Origin of the sequence: Bacteroides pyogenes, assembly GCF_014196225.1 — a bacterium.
In the GTDB taxonomy this organism is placed as follows: Bacteria; Bacteroidota; Bacteroidia; order Bacteroidales; family Bacteroidaceae; genus Bacteroides; species Bacteroides pyogenes_A.
The window spans coordinates 52763-68015 of record NZ_JACIDI010000009.1; the positions used below are offsets into that span (position 1 = coordinate 52763).

Genomic DNA, 15253 nt, shown 5'->3' on the forward strand with positions numbered 1-15253 from the left:
TTGAAAAGTGGGCAACGAAAATATCCCGAACCCGTCAAGAAAACAAAAAAGGCAGAGTTTACATCTCTACCTTTTCTATTTCTTTATCCACTGATTACAATCAGTCCTTCCGTCCGTTGTACTCATCGGAAACGGTCAGTTTCTTTCTTCCTTTGGCACGACGGGCAGCCAGTACCCTGCGTCCGTTAGCCGTTGCCATTCTCTCACGGAAACCGTGCTTGTTCTTTCTCTTTCTGTTAGAGGGTTGAAATGTTCTTTTCATTACTGTATATTGTTTATGTTATTATTCTACGTAATCGGGCTGCAAAAATAGACACTTTTTTTAAATTAACCAAGAGATAATTCATTTTTTACTCCAAAGTTTTTGTGTTTTCTACTGATTTAGATTACTTTTGCATCGGATTTTGAAGCAAGATTAAATCAGTAATAATATAAAAGAATAATAGAAGTATGATTAATGCTCAAGACATCAAAAACGGGACATGTATCCGTATGGACGGAAAGCTATATTTCTGCATCGAGTTCTTACATGTGAAGCCGGGAAAAGGAAACACTTTCATGCGTACCAAGCTGAAAGATGTGGTTAGCGGATACGTCATCGAACGCCGTTTCAACATCGGCGAAAAATTGGAAGATGTACGCGTGGAACGCCGTCCCTACCAATTCTTATACAAAGAAGGAGAAGATTATATCTTCATGAATCAGGAGACTTTCGACCAGCATCCTATTGCCCACGACCTCATCAACGGTGTAGATTTTCTGCTTGAGGGCATGGTGCTCGAAGTTGTTTCCGACGCTTCTACCGAAACCGTACTTTATGCCGACATGCCTATCAAGGTTCAGATGAAAGTCACCTATACCGAACCGGGACTGAAAGGCGATACGGCAACCAATACGCTGAAACCCGCCACAGTAGAGTCAGGCGCTACGGTACGCGTCCCGTTGTTTATCAGCGAAGGTGAAACGATTGAGATAGACACTCGCGACGGTTCTTACGTAGGCCGTGTAAAAGCATAAAATGTCATACCAATGACACAAAGAAACGGTGGATTTGCAAAAGCATCTCCGCCGTTTTTTATTATCTTTGTCCATCATAAACTTAACATCATAAGAAATGAAAAGAATTATTTACACATTATTATTTGTCCTTATTTCCGTCGCAGCCAACGGACAGGCCAAATATGTATTCTATTTCATCGGCGATGGAATGGGAGTCAATCAAGTGAACGGCACAGAAATGTACGCCGCCGAACTCCGAAACGGAACAATCGGCGTGCAGCCTTTATTATTTACGCAATTTCCGGTGGCAACCGTAGCGACAACCTTTTCCGGAACCAATTCAGTGACGGACTCTGCTGCCGCCGGAACGGCGCTGGCCACCGGAAAAAAGACATACAATCACGCCATTTCGGTAGATCAGGACAAGAATCCGATTCAGACATTGGCGGAAAAAGCCAAAAAGGCAGGAAAAAAAGTGGGCGTAACCACTTCGGTCAGCGTAGATCATGCCACGCCCGCTGCCTTCTATGCCCATCAGCCCGACCGGAATATGTATTATGAGATTGCGCTCGACCTTCCGAAAGCCGGCTTCGACTTTTATGCGGGAGGAGGTTTCCTCAAGCCGAACAAAACTTTCGATAAAAAAGACGCCCCCGATATTTTCCCGATCTTCGAAGAAGCCGGATACACCATAGCTCGCGGATACAACGATTATAAGAATAAAGCGTCAAAAGCAGAGAAAATGATCCTTATTCAAGAAGAAGGCGCTTCACCTTCGTGCCTGCCTTATGCCATCGACCGCAAACCGGGCGACCTGACACTGGCTCAAATCACGGAAAGTGCCATCGACTTCCTGACAAAGGACAACAAAAAGGGCTTCTTCCTCATGGTGGAAGGCGGAAAGATCGACTGGGCTTGCCATTCGAACGATGCCGCCACCACATTCAAAGAAGTACAGGATATGGACGACGCTATCAAAGTGGCCTATGAATTCTATAAAAAACACCCGAAGGAAACGTTGATAGTTGTCACCGCCGACCACGAAACCGGCGGTCTGGGCTTGGGAACAGGCAGATACGAGCTGAACCTGAAAGCATTGCAATATCAGAAACACTCTGCCGATGAACTGTCACGACACATCAGCGAACTGAGAAAAACCAAAGAAAACGAGGTGACTTGGGAGGATATGAAGGCGTTTCTGGGAGAAAAGATGGGATTCTGGAAAGAACTGCCCGTTTCGTGGGAACAGGAGAAGATGCTGCGCGACGAATTTGAAAAGTCATTCATCAAACACAAGGTGGTGTATGCCGAAAGCCTGTACTCAAAAAGCGAGCCTATGGCGGCCTGCGCCAAGAAAGTGATGAACGAAATAGCCATGGTAGGCTGGGTAAGCGGAGGACACTCCGCCGGATATGTTCCGGTATTCGCCATCGGAGTCGGCTCTCAACTGTTCGGAGAAAAGATCGACAACACGGAGATTCCCAAACGTATCGCCAAAGCGGCAAAATATTAACCGCCGGCATAATACATCGTTTTATATAAAGCAAACCGCCTTTCAGCATTTCTCTCAAACAGGCTGAAAGGCGGTTTGCCGCTTTCGGGCTAAACTTTCGTTTCGCCCTCGACAAAATTCTCCAGAAAAAGATTCTCTCCATCGAACACTGCGTATGAAAAATAACGAATCCAGTCGCCTAAAATCAACACACGGGCAGTAGCGCTTAGCATCAAGTCCAATTCGATATGCCGATGCCCGTAGAGGAAAAAATTAATAGTGGGATGGCTCTTCAAATATTCTTTGGTGTATAGCACCAGATATTCTTTATCTTCTCCCATATAGTCGGGTTCCTTTCCATCCATCCGCTTTTTCCGGCTATGCTTCGCCCACGTCAACCCCAACTCAACACTCCAGCGGGGATGTAAAGCAGAAAAAAGTTTCTGCAAGGTCGTACTGTGAAAAAGTCTTCTCAGCAGTTTGAACTTATGATCGGGATCGCCCAATCCGTCACCATGCGCCAGATAGAATTCCTTTCCATAAATCTCCACTGTCAGCGGTTCGCGATGAACAATCACCCCGCACTCTTTCGTCAGATAATCGCCGCACCAAATATCATGGTTGCCTATAAAAAAATGAACTTCCACCCCCATATCCGTAAGCTCAGAGAGCTTTCCCAAGAAGCGGGTATATCCTTTGGGGACGACCAAACGAAATTCATACCAGAAGTCGAACATGTCTCCCAGCAAATAAACGGCAGCAGCTTTATGCTTGATGCTATCGAGAAAATTCACCAAACGCCTTTCATGAGTACGCCCGTGCTCGATGGCGCGTGAACCCAGATGCGCGTCGGAAAGGAAATAAACGTTTTTCATTCAACGGTAATGATTAACGGCTCGCAAACGGCGATTATAAAAAGCCCAGTTCCAGTTTCGCTTCTTCACTCATCATGTCTTTGTCCCATTCCGGTTCGAACACCAGATTGATGGTCGTGGATTTCACTCCCTCCACCGAGTCTACCTTCTGCCGGACATCTTCCATGATAAAATCGGCAGCCGGACAGTTGGGCGCGGTCAGCGTCATGTCTATCACAACATCCCCGCTATCCGCCACATCGATTTTATAGATCAGACCGAGTTCGTATACGTCCACCGGAATTTCCGGATCGTATACGGTTTTCAACATCGCCACTATTTTTTCTTCTATCTGAAACTTCTCCATAAAGCTTTCTACATTTAAATTCGAACAGCAAAGATAAGAATAAATTCGTTTAGAGGAGCCCCTCATCGGCAAAACTGTAATATCGCCCCTCACAAACAATAACGTGGTCTATCAGATGAATGTTCATTGTGCCCGCCGCCTTGCGGATATGTTCCGTCAATGTGCGGTCGGGCTGACTGGGCAAAACATTGCCCGAAGGATGATTGTGGACGACAGCCATCTGCGTCGCCCGTTGAAGCAACGCCTCACGCAAAATAGTCCGCACGTCGGCATACGTCCCGTCGATGCCGCCGGTGCTTATCCTCACCTTATCTATCACTTTCGCCGCCTGATTCAAAAGCAACACCCAAAACTCTTCTTGCTCCAAATCGCACATCAACGGGTGGAAAAGATCGTATATGTCTTTAGAACATTCGATTTGACGCCTCACTTCCGCTTCCTGCAACTTCCGCCTCTTGCCCAGCTCCAGAGCCGCCATCACGGTAATGCTTTTGGCAGGCCCCATGCCTTTGAAGCGAGAATAATCCCGCACTTCCCATTTCGCCAAAGAGTTGAGATTATTATCGCAACTGAGCAGAATGCGCCGCATAAGTCCTACGGCGCTTTCATCGGTATTTCCGGAACCTATCAGAATGGCAAGCAACTCGGCGTCGCTCAAGGCTTGCGCTCCTTTTTCCATCATTTTCTCACGCGGACGGTCTTCTATCGCCCACTGATTGATAGACAGTTTGTGTTTTGCTTTCATTTCAATTTGTATTTTCCCGCCTCTCCGTAGGCCGACCTCAGCGAAGCAGAGACGGAACAAGATTTGTGTTCATAGTTTTTTGTATGCTGTTTTCCCGCAACTCAGCAGAGAACCTTACTCATTGATAGAAATTCTTACGAAAAGCCTCGAATTCCTCCCTGCCAAGCACACAACGCTGCCACCATGCCCGCCAGAAACCGGTGCCATAGCCTATCAGCTGGATAAAAGCGGCGGCAATGGAGTAAAAGCCTATACGCAAACTTTTATTCTGCCATGCGGCATCGGCAAAAACCAGTAGGGCGTAAAGCAAAAGAGGCATGACGCTGTAGCCGCAAAAAGGAAATACCAACAACAGTACCGCAGTACCCAAAGTGAACAAAGCCGGAAGAAGATGTACAAGTTTGAGCGATTCGGGATACTTCTTATACAGGTTGATGCGGGCAATGCCCGAATTGTGCACCTGCTTAAAGAACTTTTTCAAATCCGTCCGCCGCTTATGATACACCCATGCGTCGGGAAAGAGACGACAGGCATAACCCGCTTTGAAAATACGGATGCTGAAATCGATGTCTTCGCCGAAGCGCATCCGGGAAAAACCTCCCAACTTCCGGTAGACTTCAGTACGAATGCCCATATTAAAGCTGCGAGGATAGAATTTATCCATCTTCTTTTTCCCGCCGCGGATACCGCCTGTGGTGAAAAACGACGTCATCGAATAATTGATGGCTTTCTGGATGTCGGTAAAAGATTCGTGGGCGCGGTCGGGACCGCCGAAAGCATCAGCCGGCTCACTTGCCAGTTCCCTCTCCACCGCTTCGAAATATCCTTCGGGCAGAATGACATCGGAATCCAAAATAATCAGATAATCGCCGCTACTCCGCTCCGCTCCGTAATTGCGGGTCTGTCCCGGTCCGGAATTAGGTTTAAAGAAATAGCGCACTGCCAACATCTCCCGATACCTTTCAACCACTTGTTCGCAAGATAGTGTAGAGCCGTCTTCCACCACGATAACCTCGAAGTCGGTGAAATGTTGCCGGGTTAAGCTCCGAAGCAGTTCATCCACTTCATCCGGACGGTTGTAAACCGGCACAATGACTGAATAGCGCATAAAATAACTGTTTTAAATTCAATCACAAATTAAGAGAAAAAAAAGGAATCGGGAAAAAGAATCGGTCAAAACTATCCGCCGAAGAGCATCCAAAGGGCAAGCATCCGGAGATAATCCCGGCCTAACCACCCAAAAATCCGTAGGGAAGAGACCTACAGAGTGCTTTTGAAAAGCTTCGTTTGCTGCACCAATCGCCTGTTTAATTTACATTTGCAACTGCATTGCCGTGCTAAAGAAAAACAACACGGCGAACTACAGAAAAAAGCCGGCGGGCTTTGAAAAAAAGGCGGCGGGCTTTGAAATCAAACACGCTGATGTTTGAAATGAAAGGCGGCGGGCTTTTCAAACAAGCATGAAAGAGATACAAAAAAAGACCGGGACATGGATTTTCCGGTCTTCAAAATCAAAAAAATCGATTCATTGTATTTCTTGCTTTTTGTGTAAAAAAGCACCGAAAGACTCATAATGCAATCATATCACGAGCAATCGGCCTCGCCACATCCGCAAGAGATCAACCAATCGGCATATCCATCCACTTCGGCATATTCCCCGCATATATCAATATAGCTGTATGCCATAGTCAAATCGGCCCGGATGTTCGGATAAAATTCTTCCAACTGCTGCTGGAGCTCTTCGGGGGTGATACCATTTTCCATATTACTTCTTCTAAAGATATATAAACAACTCGCTTCATAGTCCTTGCCGGTCAAATATCGGCTACATAAAGCCCGGCAATTGCATGGCAGAAGCATAAGGATTCTCTTATCTGTCTCACAAATATAATGCACTGATGATTGTAAAACAAGCCCCTTAGCCCTTTTCTTGCTTTTTGATTTTATTTTCGCAGGAAACAGTTTGTACCCTTTCAACTTGTTGACGACAACCGACATGCGTTGCAATCTTACCATTTTTCCACCTATTATATAATATAGATTTGAAGTTGCTGTAAACAAAGACAACAAGGATGAACGACTAAACATGTCGTGAATAAAAAGAAATTCCCCTTATTCTTCGCTATCCTGCCACAGGAGAGCGAAAAACAAGGGGACTCTATAAAATCTTTATTTTCGTTACTTGCTCACGATAGCCATGGTATCGGACGCAATCACCAGCTCTTCGTCGGTAGGAATCACCACGACTTTCACTTTCGAGTCGTCGGCGGAAATTACAGCTTCCACGCCACGCACACTGTTTCTCGCCTTATCCATTTTAACGCCCATGAATTCGAGACCCTCGCACACTGCCGCACGGCAAGATGCCTGATTCTCACCTACGCCACCGGTAAACACAATGGTGTCGACACCGCCTAAAACAGCAGCATACGCGCCTACGTATTTCTTGATGCGATGGAAGTACATTTTTTCTGCCAAGATGGCTTGTTTGTTTCCGGCAGCCACAGCAGATTCTATCTCGCGCATATCGCTCGAAATACCGGAAATGCCCAACACACCGCTCTTTTTATTCAAAAGATTGGAAACTCCGGTCATGTTCAAGCCTTCCTTATCCATGATGAAAGTAACCGCTCCGGCATCGATGTCGCCGCTGCGTGTTCCCATCATCAGGCCTTCGAGCGGAGTCAATCCCATCGTGGTATCCATACATTTGCCGTCTTTGATGGCAGCGATAGAACCTCCGTTGCCGATGTGGCAAGTGATGATTCTTTGTCCTTCGGTTTTTACACCCAGAAACTCGCACACACGTTGCGAAACGTAACGGTGAGATGTTCCGTGGAACCCATAACGACGCACGCCGTACTTCTCATAAAGTTCGTAAGGAATGGCATATAAGTAGGCATAGTCGGGCATGGTCTGGTGGAACGCCGTATCGAACACACCTACCTGCGGCACGTTTGGAAGAATGGCGGTAATCGCGTTCACGCCTTTCAGGTTGGCGGGATTGTGCAAAGGCGCCAGATCGTTGCAGGCAATGAAAACATCCAGCACTTCTTTGTTCAGCAGCACCGATTCGCTGAAGCGCTCGCCTCCGTGAACCATGCGGTGCCCCACCGCATCAATCTCATCCAATGATTTGATGGCGCCGTATTCCGGACCGGTCAAGGTATTCAGGATAAATTCCACACCTACGGTATGTTCGGGAATGTCTTTCTCCAACACTTTCTTGCTCCCGTCGGGCAATGTCAGCTTCAGGAACGAACCTTTCAAACCTATTTTCTCGATTCCTCCTTGGGCGATAACCTCTTTACTGTCCATATCGAACAGCTTATATTTAATAGACGAACTGCCACAATTCAGTACTAAAATTTTCATGCTTCTAGTTTTAAATAATTTAACGATAAGTGGTTACAGGCGACGAACTCAACGAATGTTCTTTGCCGCGATGGCCTGATTGGCGGTAATGGCAATCATGCGATAGATATCTGCAATAGAGCAACCGCGAGACAAATCGTTGACCGGACGGGCGATACCCTGCAAGATAGGCCCTACCGCATCGGCATGTCCCAAACGCTGTACCAATTTATAAGAAATGTTTCCGACTTCGAGGCTCGGAACTATCAACACATTTGCTTCTCCCGCCACATGCGATCCCGGAGCTTTGCTTGCTCCGATCTCAGGAACGAGAGCGGCATCCGCTTGCATTTCACCGTCCAAATCGAGCGTGGGCGCCATTTCTTTGGCAATCTTGGTGGCTTCTATCACCTTGTCCACCACTTCATGTGTAGCGGAACCTTTTGTAGAGAAGCTCAGCATCGCTACTTTCGGGCTCTCGATACCTGCAACCGCTTTCGCTGTTTGAGCCGTACAAACGGCGATTTGTGCCAACTGATTGGCGTCCGGAACGGGAGTAACTGCCACGTCACCCATCAGCAAAAGCCCGTTCTTACCGCATTCGGGAGCATGCGTAAGCAACAACATCGCGCCTGAAACACAAGTGATACCCGGTGCGGTTTTAATAATCTGCAAGGCGGGACGAAGTACATTTCCGGTAGTATTCCGGGCCCCTGCCAATTGTCCGTCGGCATCGCCGCTCTTAATCATCAAGCAACCATAGAACAAAGGATCGCTCGTCAGTTTACGAGCTTCTTCAATCGTCATTCCCTTCTTCTTACGAAGCTCGCACAAGAGTTGCGCGTATTCCTCGTGTTTCGGAGAAGTCTCAGGATTGATGATTGTAGCCTTACAAATATTCCCTAAACCCCATTTTACTGCTAACTCGTTGATTTCATCCGGATTACCCAACAATACAAGATCGGCAACTTCATCTGTCAAAATCTGATTGGCAGCTTTCAATGTACGCTCCTCCGTTCCTTCGGGAAGAACAATGCGCTGGCGGTTTGCTTTTGCCCGCTCAACGATCTGGTTGATTAAATTAAGCATAGATATATTTAATATATGTTATAAAATTCGAGATAGCTTTCTTTTTGCACTGCAAAAGTACTGAATTTTGCAATATCCACATTACAAAAGGTTTCTATTTTAATTTCTAAGTCTAAAATATTATAATATTTAACACTGTACTTCTATTTTTCCTATCTTTGCCGTATTTTCAAACATCAACAGATAATTAGTATGATACGTCAGTGCGCCATTTTATTTGGCTGTTTGGCTTTGGGTGAATTAATCGTTTACCTTACGGGGATTAAGCTCCCGTCCAGCATCGTCGGTATGCTGCTTCTCGCTCTCTTTCTGAAATTAGGCTGGGTCAAACTTCATTGGGTACAAGGAATGTCCGACTTTCTGGTTGCTAACTTAGGATTCTTCTTTATCCCGCCGGGAGTAGCGCTAATGCTGTATTTCGACGTCATCACCTCACAATTCTGGCCGATCGTTATCGCCACGATAGTCAGCACCGCACTTGTTTTGGCCGTCACCGGATGGGTTCATCAATTAACACGTAAAATCAAATGACCCGGAAGAAAACAGTCTTAAATCTCTCAGCCTGTGTTCACCAATTAACATGTAAAATCAAATGAGCTTCTTAGAAAATAAATTCTTTCTGTTGACTATTACCTTCGCAATCTTCTTTTTTGCGAAACTGCTCCAAAAGAAAACGGGACAAGTGCTACTAAACCCGATATTGCTGACTATCGCCTTTCTGATCATTTTTCTCAAAATAACGGGTATATCTTACGAGACTTACAACGAAGGCGGACATCTCATCGAATTCTGGCTACGCCCGGCAGTAGTGGCTTTGGGGGTTCCTCTATATCTTCAACTGGAAACTATCAAAAAGCAACTGGTACCTATTTTATTGTCGCAATTGGCAGGCTGTATTGTGGGAGTCATTTCGGTTGTACTGATAGCCAAACTTATGGGGGCCTCGCAAGAAGTAATTCTTTCATTGGCTCCCAAATCGGTAACCACTCCTATCGCGATGGAAGTCACCCAAACGGTAGGCGGTATCCCTTCACTTACAGCAGCAGTCGTCGTAGCAGTAGGTTTGCTGGGAGCTGTCTGTGGCTTTAAAACCATGAAAGTGATACGTGTAGGCAGCCCGATAGCGCAAGGACTCTCTATGGGAACTGCCGCCCATGCGGTAGGCACATCCACAGCAATGGACGTGAGTAGAAAATACGGCGCATACGCCAGTTTAGGATTAACGCTGAACGGGATATTCACAGCGCTGCTGACTCCTACCATTTTGCGATTGTTGGGAATTCTGTAGCAACAAAACCGCAACATTATCCGTTATATAATGCGTAAAACTCAAAACAAGAACTCATGATTCCATTCAAAGATATCACATTGGCGGATAAAGAAACGATTATGGCATTCACCATAAAAAGCAGGCGGCGTAATTGCGACCTCTCATTCTCCAACCTTTGCAGCTGGAGATTTCTGTATAATACGCAATTTGCCGTCGTAGATGATTTTCTTGTATTCAAATTCTGGGCGGAAAACCAGTTGGCTTATATGATGCCTGTGGGAAATGGCGATCAGAAATCCATTCTTCGTAAACTGATTGAAGATGCTGAAAAAGAAGGTCAGCCATTTTGTATGCTGGGCGTCTGCTCCGATATGCGAACAGAGCTTGAAACAGAATTGCCCGACCGATTCACCTTTACAGAAGACCGTGATTACGCCGATTATATATACCTGAGAAACGACCTCTCCACACTGAAAGGGAAAAAATTTCAATCGAAACGAAATCACATTAACCGATTCCGCAATACATATCCCGACTACGAATATACTCCGATTACTCCCGACCGTATTCAAGAATGCCTTGAACTGGAAGCCGAATGGTGCAAAGCGAACGATTGCGACCAGCACGAGGGAACAGGCAATGAGCGCCGCGCTCTGATCTATGCTTTACATAATTTCGAAGCAATCGGTCTCACAGGTGGCATCCTGCACGTCAACGGACAAATTGTGGCATTCACTTTCGGCATGCCCATCAACCACGAAACTTTCGGCGTGCATGTGGAAAAGGCAGAGACCCGGATAGACGGAGCATACGCCATGATTAATTATGAGTTTGCCAACCGTATTCCAGAACAATACGTATACATCAACCGGGAAGAAGATTTAGGAATAGAAGGCCTGCGCAAAGCAAAGCTCTCCTATCAACCGGTAACGATTCTGGAAAAACACATGGCTTGTCTCAAAGATCATCCAATAAATCAAATCAGATGGTAAGAGCGGAAGGCATGAAAGAAAAGGTTAAAACGTTATGGGGGCTATGCTTCAATGACAGCAAAGCATTCATTGAGATGTACTTCCGCCTGCGTTATAAAAACGACGTAAATATTGCGATCGAGAGTGGAGGAGAGATCATATCGGCTCTGCAAATGCTTCCCTACCCGATGACTTTCTGCGGGGAAACGGTACGGACTTCTTATATTTCCGGAGCCTGCACCCATCCGGATTTTCGAGGGAAGGGTGTGATGCGTGAACTTCTCTCTCAGGCGTTTGCCCGGATGTTTCGCGGCGAAGTACTTTTCAGCACGCTGATCCCTGCCGAACCTTGGTTGTTCGACTATTATAGACAGATGGGATACGCTTCCGTATTCGGATACTCCACTCAGGAAATATCTGTTCCCGAAACTTCTCCATCCGAAAGAATAAAAGTGAAAACCGTAACAAAACCTCAGAAAGAAGTCTACCAATATCTAAACCGGAAGCTTTCCGAACGGGCTTGCTGTATCCAGCATACCGCTGAAGATTTCCGGGTAATCATGGCCGACCTGCCTATCAGCGACGGAATTTTGTTCACCGCCAAGGAAAATAATGCTATCAAAGGGCTGGCTATTGTATACAAGCGCGAGAACGGGTGGGTTATTAACGAATTCTTTGCCGACACACAGGAAATAGAATACAACTTGTTGCTCTATATAAAGGAGCGAACGGGCGAAGAACAAATAACCCGATTGCTGCCTTCCAAAGAAATGCCTCCGCCATATCCGCTGGGCATGGCACGCATTATTAATGCAAAAAAGGTATTGGAGCTGTACGCCGCAGCTTTTCCGGAAGACGAAATGCAATTGGAACTCACCGACAGGCAATTGTCCGTCAACAACGGCTATTATTACCTGTGCAGCGGAAAATGCATGTTCAGTGCCGAGCGCCTGCCCGGCCGCCATCTATCCATGAACATAAGTGAACTGACAAAGCGGATTCTCCTTCCGACACACCCCTACATGAGTTTGATGCTGAATTGAAACCGGAAATCCCAACCGATTAATAAGCATGAGCAAGCGTTAATAGTCGATTGGGATTCAATTTATAAACAGAAGTTCCGGAACAAGCGGACCTCTTTACGGATTGGTAAACGGCCGTTTTTTACAATCCGCTGAAATCTACCCCTTCAAACACCAATGAAGGAATCCGCCACGAAGAATTGAGTTTCGGATCGTTACCCGTTTCGACAAGAGAGCTCCACAGCGTTATCATATTACCCGTGATATTCATTTCCGAAACAGGCTGGGTAGCCCTTCCATTCTCTATCAGAAAGCCTTCGATGCCGTAAGAGAAATCTCCGGTGGAACTGTTGCAGTTGCCGCCGTTGAAACCGGTCACCAAAATCCCTTTATCGATACCGGCAACCAATCCTTCCAGATCCTTATTTCCGGTACTCATCACCAGGATGGACGACGAACTGATTGTCGGATCGACTTCCATTTTCTTGGCGTTATAAGTATCTATGAAGTAGGTATTGAGCACACCTTTGTCGAAGACAGTTCGACGCTCAGTAGCAACTCCCTCATTGTCGAAATAACGTGCTCCGGAAGCCTTCATCAGATGAGGTTCGTCTATCAATGTCAAGCGATCGCTTCCTACTTTCTCATGCAGTTTATCGAGCAGGAAAGAATTCTTTTGCTGCAACGCCCCTCCGTGCAAGGCGCTCATCAACGGTCCCAACAGCCTCCCTGTATTCATCGGATCGACCACCATCGTGTATTTGCCCGATTCCACTTTCTTTTGTCCCAGTTTACGCAGCACTCTTTCCAAAGCCTTCTGCCCGATGCCTTTCTTTATCAGGTCGTCGATGTATAGAGACGATTCGTACCAATAGGATGAAGGGCGGGCTTCTCCTTCACCTTTGATGGTCACGCTTGCAGAAAGAGAATACCATGTTCTTTTTATCTCTCCCTCGAACCCGTTGCTGATTAAGCGATATGTAGTGTTCTCTCCGTCGCTGTATGAAGAAGATACGGAAATCACACGCTCGTCTTTTCCCATCGCCTCTTCCGCCACTGCCTTTGCCAGCGCCACCTTGTCGTCGGGACTGATAGAAGAAAACTTACTGTCCGACAATTGCAAATCGGGTTTTCCACCTTTATAATAACGCTCCGGATCGGGCAATACACGTGCTTTGTCTTCCGCCAGATAACGTGTCGACTCGATACCGTTCTTGATGAATACTTCCAATTCTTTCTGATGCAGTCGGTTTGTAGAAATACTTCCGTACCGCCCGTCTACATATAAAGAAATACTAAGTCCGCCTTCAGCAGCCTGTTGCAAACTTTCCATTTTGGCATCTCTCAGTTCGAACGACGTATTTGAAGAAGAATACAGCAGCACTTTCGCAGCCTGACATCCATTCTTCAAAGCGTAGTCCATCGCCCACTGGGCCAACTTTTTATTATTATCTGTAATCATAGATTCGTCTTTTTAAAGTGATTAATGGTTAGTGATAATTATTTCAGCTTTCTCCACCCACAGTCAGTTTGCTGACCAAAGCAGACGGCATGCCGCAGGTTACAGGACACGACTGCCCGTCCTTCCCGCAAGTCCATGTGCCATTATCCACTTTCGCGTTCGTACCTACCAGAGTGATATCCGCCAAAGCTTTCGGACCATTTCCTATGATATTTATGTCTTTGATAGGTTGCGTCAGTTTGCCGTCTTCAATCATATAACCCGACTTCACGAAGAACGTAAAGTCGCCCGCGCCAATCTGCACCTCACCATTAGTAAAGTTGTTCACAAATATCCCTTTTTTAACCGAAGCTATGATATCCGCTTCATCTACATTGCCCGCTTCCATGTATGTGGCCCGCATGCGGGGAATCGGCATGTTGCGGAAAGATTCCCTTCGTCCGTTTCCGGTGGGCGCCACTCCATAATGTTTGGCGCTGATACGGTCGTGTATATAACTGGTCAGCACACCCTCTTTTATCAGATAAGTTTTCTGTCCTTCGGCGCCCTCATCGTCGAAATTCACCGACCCACGATTGAACGGAATCGTTCCGTCGTCCACCACATTGATATGCTCGTTGCATACTTTTTTATTCAACTGATCGGCAAAGATCGAGATATTCTTCCGGTTGAAGTCCGCTTCAAAAGTATGCCCGATGGCTTCGTGAAGCAAGATACCCGATCCTCCGGCACCCATCACTACGGGCATCTCGCCACCCTTAGGTTTAACTGCCTTGAACATAATAGCCGTTTGCTCCACTGCTTCGCGTGCTACGATCTCCACCACATCGTCTGTCAGGAAATCGTAACCTTTGCGATAAGCCCGTGCGGCATAACCGTTCTCCATTTTCCCGTTTTCTTCCATGATACATACTGCTCCCAGCGTTACCATCGGCCGATAGTCGTAATACATCACCCCTTCCGAGTTACAAAAGAATATGTGCGATGTAGCATCGCTCTGACTGGCCTGCACCTTACGTACTCTCTTATCCATGGAAAAAATCCGTTCGTTCAGCTTTTGCAGGTATGGCATTTTGTCTTTCAGGCTCACCCCCTCCCAAGGAGAAGATACGGTATAGTGGTTTTTCCTCAGAACCTTCTCGGTAAGATTCAGCGGTTTATTCCCCTTATTAGCGGAAGCTATGCGTGCTGCCGTACGGGCAGCCTTCAACATATCTTCCAACGTAGTGTTTTCCACATAGGCATATCCGGTCTGATCACCCGAAAGCACCCGTACGCCTACCCCATAATCAATATTCGAAGAACTATTGTTCACCGCACCATCCATGAGCCTGATATTATTGCTGATGGTGTGTTCGAAGAAAAGATCGGCATAATCCCCACCTTTCTCTAATGCGGCGGAAAGAACTTTCTTCAAATCTGCTTCACTCACTCCGAAATGTTCCATCGCCAAGGCAATGGCAGTTTTCTTATCGGCGCTTTCACCAACCAATGCTCCAGAAGAGTCCATTCCCATCACAGATTTCGTTGCCAGCGTACCCAGCAAAGCCATCCCTCCGGTCTTTAGAAAAATACGTCTATCCATAATTTTTTTATTTTAATAGTGTTTTATCCAGATTAATGCAATG

At 46.4% G+C, this 15253-nt stretch carries 16 protein-coding genes; 6 read left to right on the forward strand and 10 right to left on the reverse strand.

Annotated elements, in window-relative coordinates; all coding sequences use genetic code 11:
* Positions 1-100: 100 nt before the first annotated feature.
* The gene (gene rpmH, locus GGR07_RS07730) at positions 101-262 is read right to left on the reverse strand and encodes a 50S ribosomal protein L34 (protein ID WP_021645754.1); all 162 of its coding nucleotides are present in this window, start codon (positions 260-262) and stop codon (positions 101-103) included.
* Between the two features lie 188 nt (positions 263-450).
* Here rpmH and efp point away from each other — a divergent pair, with 188 nt between their 5' ends.
* Together efp and GGR07_RS07740 are read left to right on the forward strand one after the other, a co-directional pair.
* Positions 451-1017: an elongation factor P gene (gene efp, locus GGR07_RS07735; protein ID WP_027325795.1), complete on the forward strand. Its 567-nt coding sequence runs from the start codon at positions 451-453 to the stop codon at positions 1015-1017.
* A gap of 97 nt (positions 1018-1114) precedes the next feature.
* Entirely contained in the window at positions 1115-2512 is a 1398-nt protein-coding gene (locus GGR07_RS07740; protein ID WP_034543172.1) for an alkaline phosphatase, read from the forward strand.
* 89 nt (positions 2513-2601) lie between these two features.
* Here the strand turns inward: GGR07_RS07740 and GGR07_RS07745 are convergent, their stop codons facing one another.
* The 7 genes from GGR07_RS07745 to pta all read right to left on the reverse strand — a co-directional run bounded on the left by GGR07_RS07745 (position 2602) and on the right by pta (position 8900).
* Positions 2602-3366 carry a UDP-2,3-diacylglucosamine diphosphatase gene (locus GGR07_RS07745; RefSeq protein ID WP_034543174.1) on the reverse strand — a complete coding sequence of 255 codons (765 nt, stop codon included), beginning with the start codon at positions 3364-3366 and terminating at the stop codon, positions 2602-2604.
* Between the two features lie 34 nt (positions 3367-3400).
* A complete protein-coding gene (locus GGR07_RS07750; protein ID WP_021645750.1) occupies positions 3401-3712 on the reverse strand; it encodes an iron-sulfur cluster assembly protein in 312 nt (103 codons plus the stop codon).
* Between the two features lie 49 nt (positions 3713-3761).
* Positions 3762-4457 (reverse strand): RadC family protein, encoded by a 696-nt coding sequence (gene radC / locus GGR07_RS07755; protein WP_021645749.1) that lies wholly within the window; start codon positions 4455-4457, stop codon positions 3762-3764.
* Between the two features lie 118 nt (positions 4458-4575).
* Positions 4576-5565, reverse strand: a complete 990-nt coding sequence (locus tag GGR07_RS07760) for a glycosyltransferase family 2 protein (RefSeq protein ID WP_034543176.1) — start codon at positions 5563-5565, stop codon at positions 4576-4578.
* A 476-nt stretch (positions 5566-6041) separates the two neighbouring features.
* Positions 6042-6221 carry a hypothetical protein gene (locus tag GGR07_RS07765; RefSeq protein ID WP_039972678.1) on the reverse strand — a complete coding sequence of 60 codons (180 nt, stop codon included), beginning with the start codon at positions 6219-6221 and terminating at the stop codon, positions 6042-6044.
* 414 nt (positions 6222-6635) lie between these two features.
* Positions 6636-7832, reverse strand: coding sequence for an acetate kinase (locus GGR07_RS07770; protein ID WP_034543179.1), 1197 nt, complete (start codon positions 7830-7832; stop codon positions 6636-6638).
* A 48-nt stretch (positions 7833-7880) separates the two neighbouring features.
* A complete protein-coding gene (gene pta / locus GGR07_RS07775; protein ID WP_021645743.1) occupies positions 7881-8900 on the reverse strand; it encodes a phosphate acetyltransferase in 1020 nt (339 codons plus the stop codon).
* A 192-nt stretch (positions 8901-9092) separates the two neighbouring features.
* Here pta and GGR07_RS07780 point away from each other — a divergent pair, with 192 nt between their 5' ends.
* From GGR07_RS07780 to GGR07_RS07795, 4 genes are all read left to right on the forward strand, one after another.
* A complete protein-coding gene (locus GGR07_RS07780) occupies positions 9093-9431 on the forward strand; it encodes a CidA/LrgA family protein (RefSeq protein ID WP_021645742.1) in 339 nt (112 codons plus the stop codon).
* A 61-nt stretch (positions 9432-9492) separates the two neighbouring features.
* A complete protein-coding gene (locus tag GGR07_RS07785) occupies positions 9493-10188 on the forward strand; it encodes an LrgB family protein (RefSeq protein WP_021645741.1) in 696 nt (231 codons plus the stop codon).
* A gap of 56 nt (positions 10189-10244) precedes the next feature.
* Entirely contained in the window at positions 10245-11162 is a 918-nt protein-coding gene (locus GGR07_RS07790; protein ID WP_034543180.1) for a DUF2156 domain-containing protein, read from the forward strand.
* A complete protein-coding gene (locus GGR07_RS07795) occupies positions 11156-12184 on the forward strand; it encodes a GNAT family N-acetyltransferase (RefSeq protein ID WP_021645739.1) in 1029 nt (342 codons plus the stop codon). The genes GGR07_RS07790 and GGR07_RS07795 overlap by 7 nt, the downstream gene beginning before the upstream one ends.
* A gap of 121 nt (positions 12185-12305) precedes the next feature.
* Here GGR07_RS07795 and GGR07_RS07800 read toward each other — a convergent pair whose 3' ends face one another.
* Together GGR07_RS07800 and GGR07_RS07805 are read right to left on the reverse strand one after the other, a co-directional pair.
* On the reverse strand, positions 12306-13625 hold the full coding sequence (locus tag GGR07_RS07800) for a TldD/PmbA family protein (protein ID WP_021645738.1): 1320 nt from the start codon (positions 13623-13625) through the stop codon (positions 12306-12308).
* 43 nt (positions 13626-13668) lie between these two features.
* A complete protein-coding gene (locus GGR07_RS07805; protein WP_021645737.1) occupies positions 13669-15210 on the reverse strand; it encodes a TldD/PmbA family protein in 1542 nt (513 codons plus the stop codon).
* Positions 15211-15253 lie beyond the last annotated feature (43 nt).

What these genes read in the sequence shown, in the direction of transcription:
- GGR07_RS07760 (WP_034543176.1), bottom strand. Translation starts at nt 5,565, where the DNA reads ATGCGCTATTCAGTCATTGTGCCGGTTTACAACCGTCCGGATGAAGTG.
- GGR07_RS07745 (WP_034543174.1), bottom strand. Translation starts at nt 3,366, where the DNA reads ATGAAAAACGTTTATTTCCTTTCCGACGCGCATCTGGGTTCACGCGCC.
- GGR07_RS07780 (WP_021645742.1), top strand. Translation starts at nt 9,093, where the DNA reads ATGATACGTCAGTGCGCCATTTTATTTGGCTGTTTGGCTTTGGGTGAA.
- rpmH (WP_021645754.1), bottom strand. Translation starts at nt 262, where the DNA reads ATGAAAAGAACATTTCAACCCTCTAACAGAAAGAGAAAGAACAAGCAC.
- efp (WP_027325795.1), top strand. Translation starts at nt 451, where the DNA reads ATGATTAATGCTCAAGACATCAAAAACGGGACATGTATCCGTATGGAC.
- GGR07_RS07750 (WP_021645750.1), bottom strand. Translation starts at nt 3,712, where the DNA reads ATGGAGAAGTTTCAGATAGAAGAAAAAATAGTGGCGATGTTGAAAACC.
- GGR07_RS07740 (WP_034543172.1), top strand. Translation starts at nt 1,115, where the DNA reads ATGAAAAGAATTATTTACACATTATTATTTGTCCTTATTTCCGTCGCA.
- GGR07_RS07790 (WP_034543180.1), top strand. Translation starts at nt 10,245, where the DNA reads ATGATTCCATTCAAAGATATCACATTGGCGGATAAAGAAACGATTATG.
- GGR07_RS07785 (WP_021645741.1), top strand. Translation starts at nt 9,493, where the DNA reads ATGAGCTTCTTAGAAAATAAATTCTTTCTGTTGACTATTACCTTCGCA.
- GGR07_RS07805 (WP_021645737.1), bottom strand. Translation starts at nt 15,210, where the DNA reads ATGGATAGACGTATTTTTCTAAAGACCGGAGGGATGGCTTTGCTGGGT.
- GGR07_RS07800 (WP_021645738.1), bottom strand. Translation starts at nt 13,625, where the DNA reads ATGATTACAGATAATAATAAAAAGTTGGCCCAGTGGGCGATGGACTAC.
- GGR07_RS07795 (WP_021645739.1), top strand. Translation starts at nt 11,156, where the DNA reads ATGGTAAGAGCGGAAGGCATGAAAGAAAAGGTTAAAACGTTATGGGGG.
- GGR07_RS07770 (WP_034543179.1), bottom strand. Translation starts at nt 7,832, where the DNA reads ATGAAAATTTTAGTACTGAATTGTGGCAGTTCGTCTATTAAATATAAG.
- pta (WP_021645743.1), bottom strand. Translation starts at nt 8,900, where the DNA reads ATGCTTAATTTAATCAACCAGATCGTTGAGCGGGCAAAAGCAAACCGC.
- radC (WP_021645749.1), bottom strand. Translation starts at nt 4,457, where the DNA reads ATGAAAGCAAAACACAAACTGTCTATCAATCAGTGGGCGATAGAAGAC.
- GGR07_RS07765 (WP_039972678.1), bottom strand. Translation starts at nt 6,221, where the DNA reads ATGGAAAATGGTATCACCCCCGAAGAGCTCCAGCAGCAGTTGGAAGAA.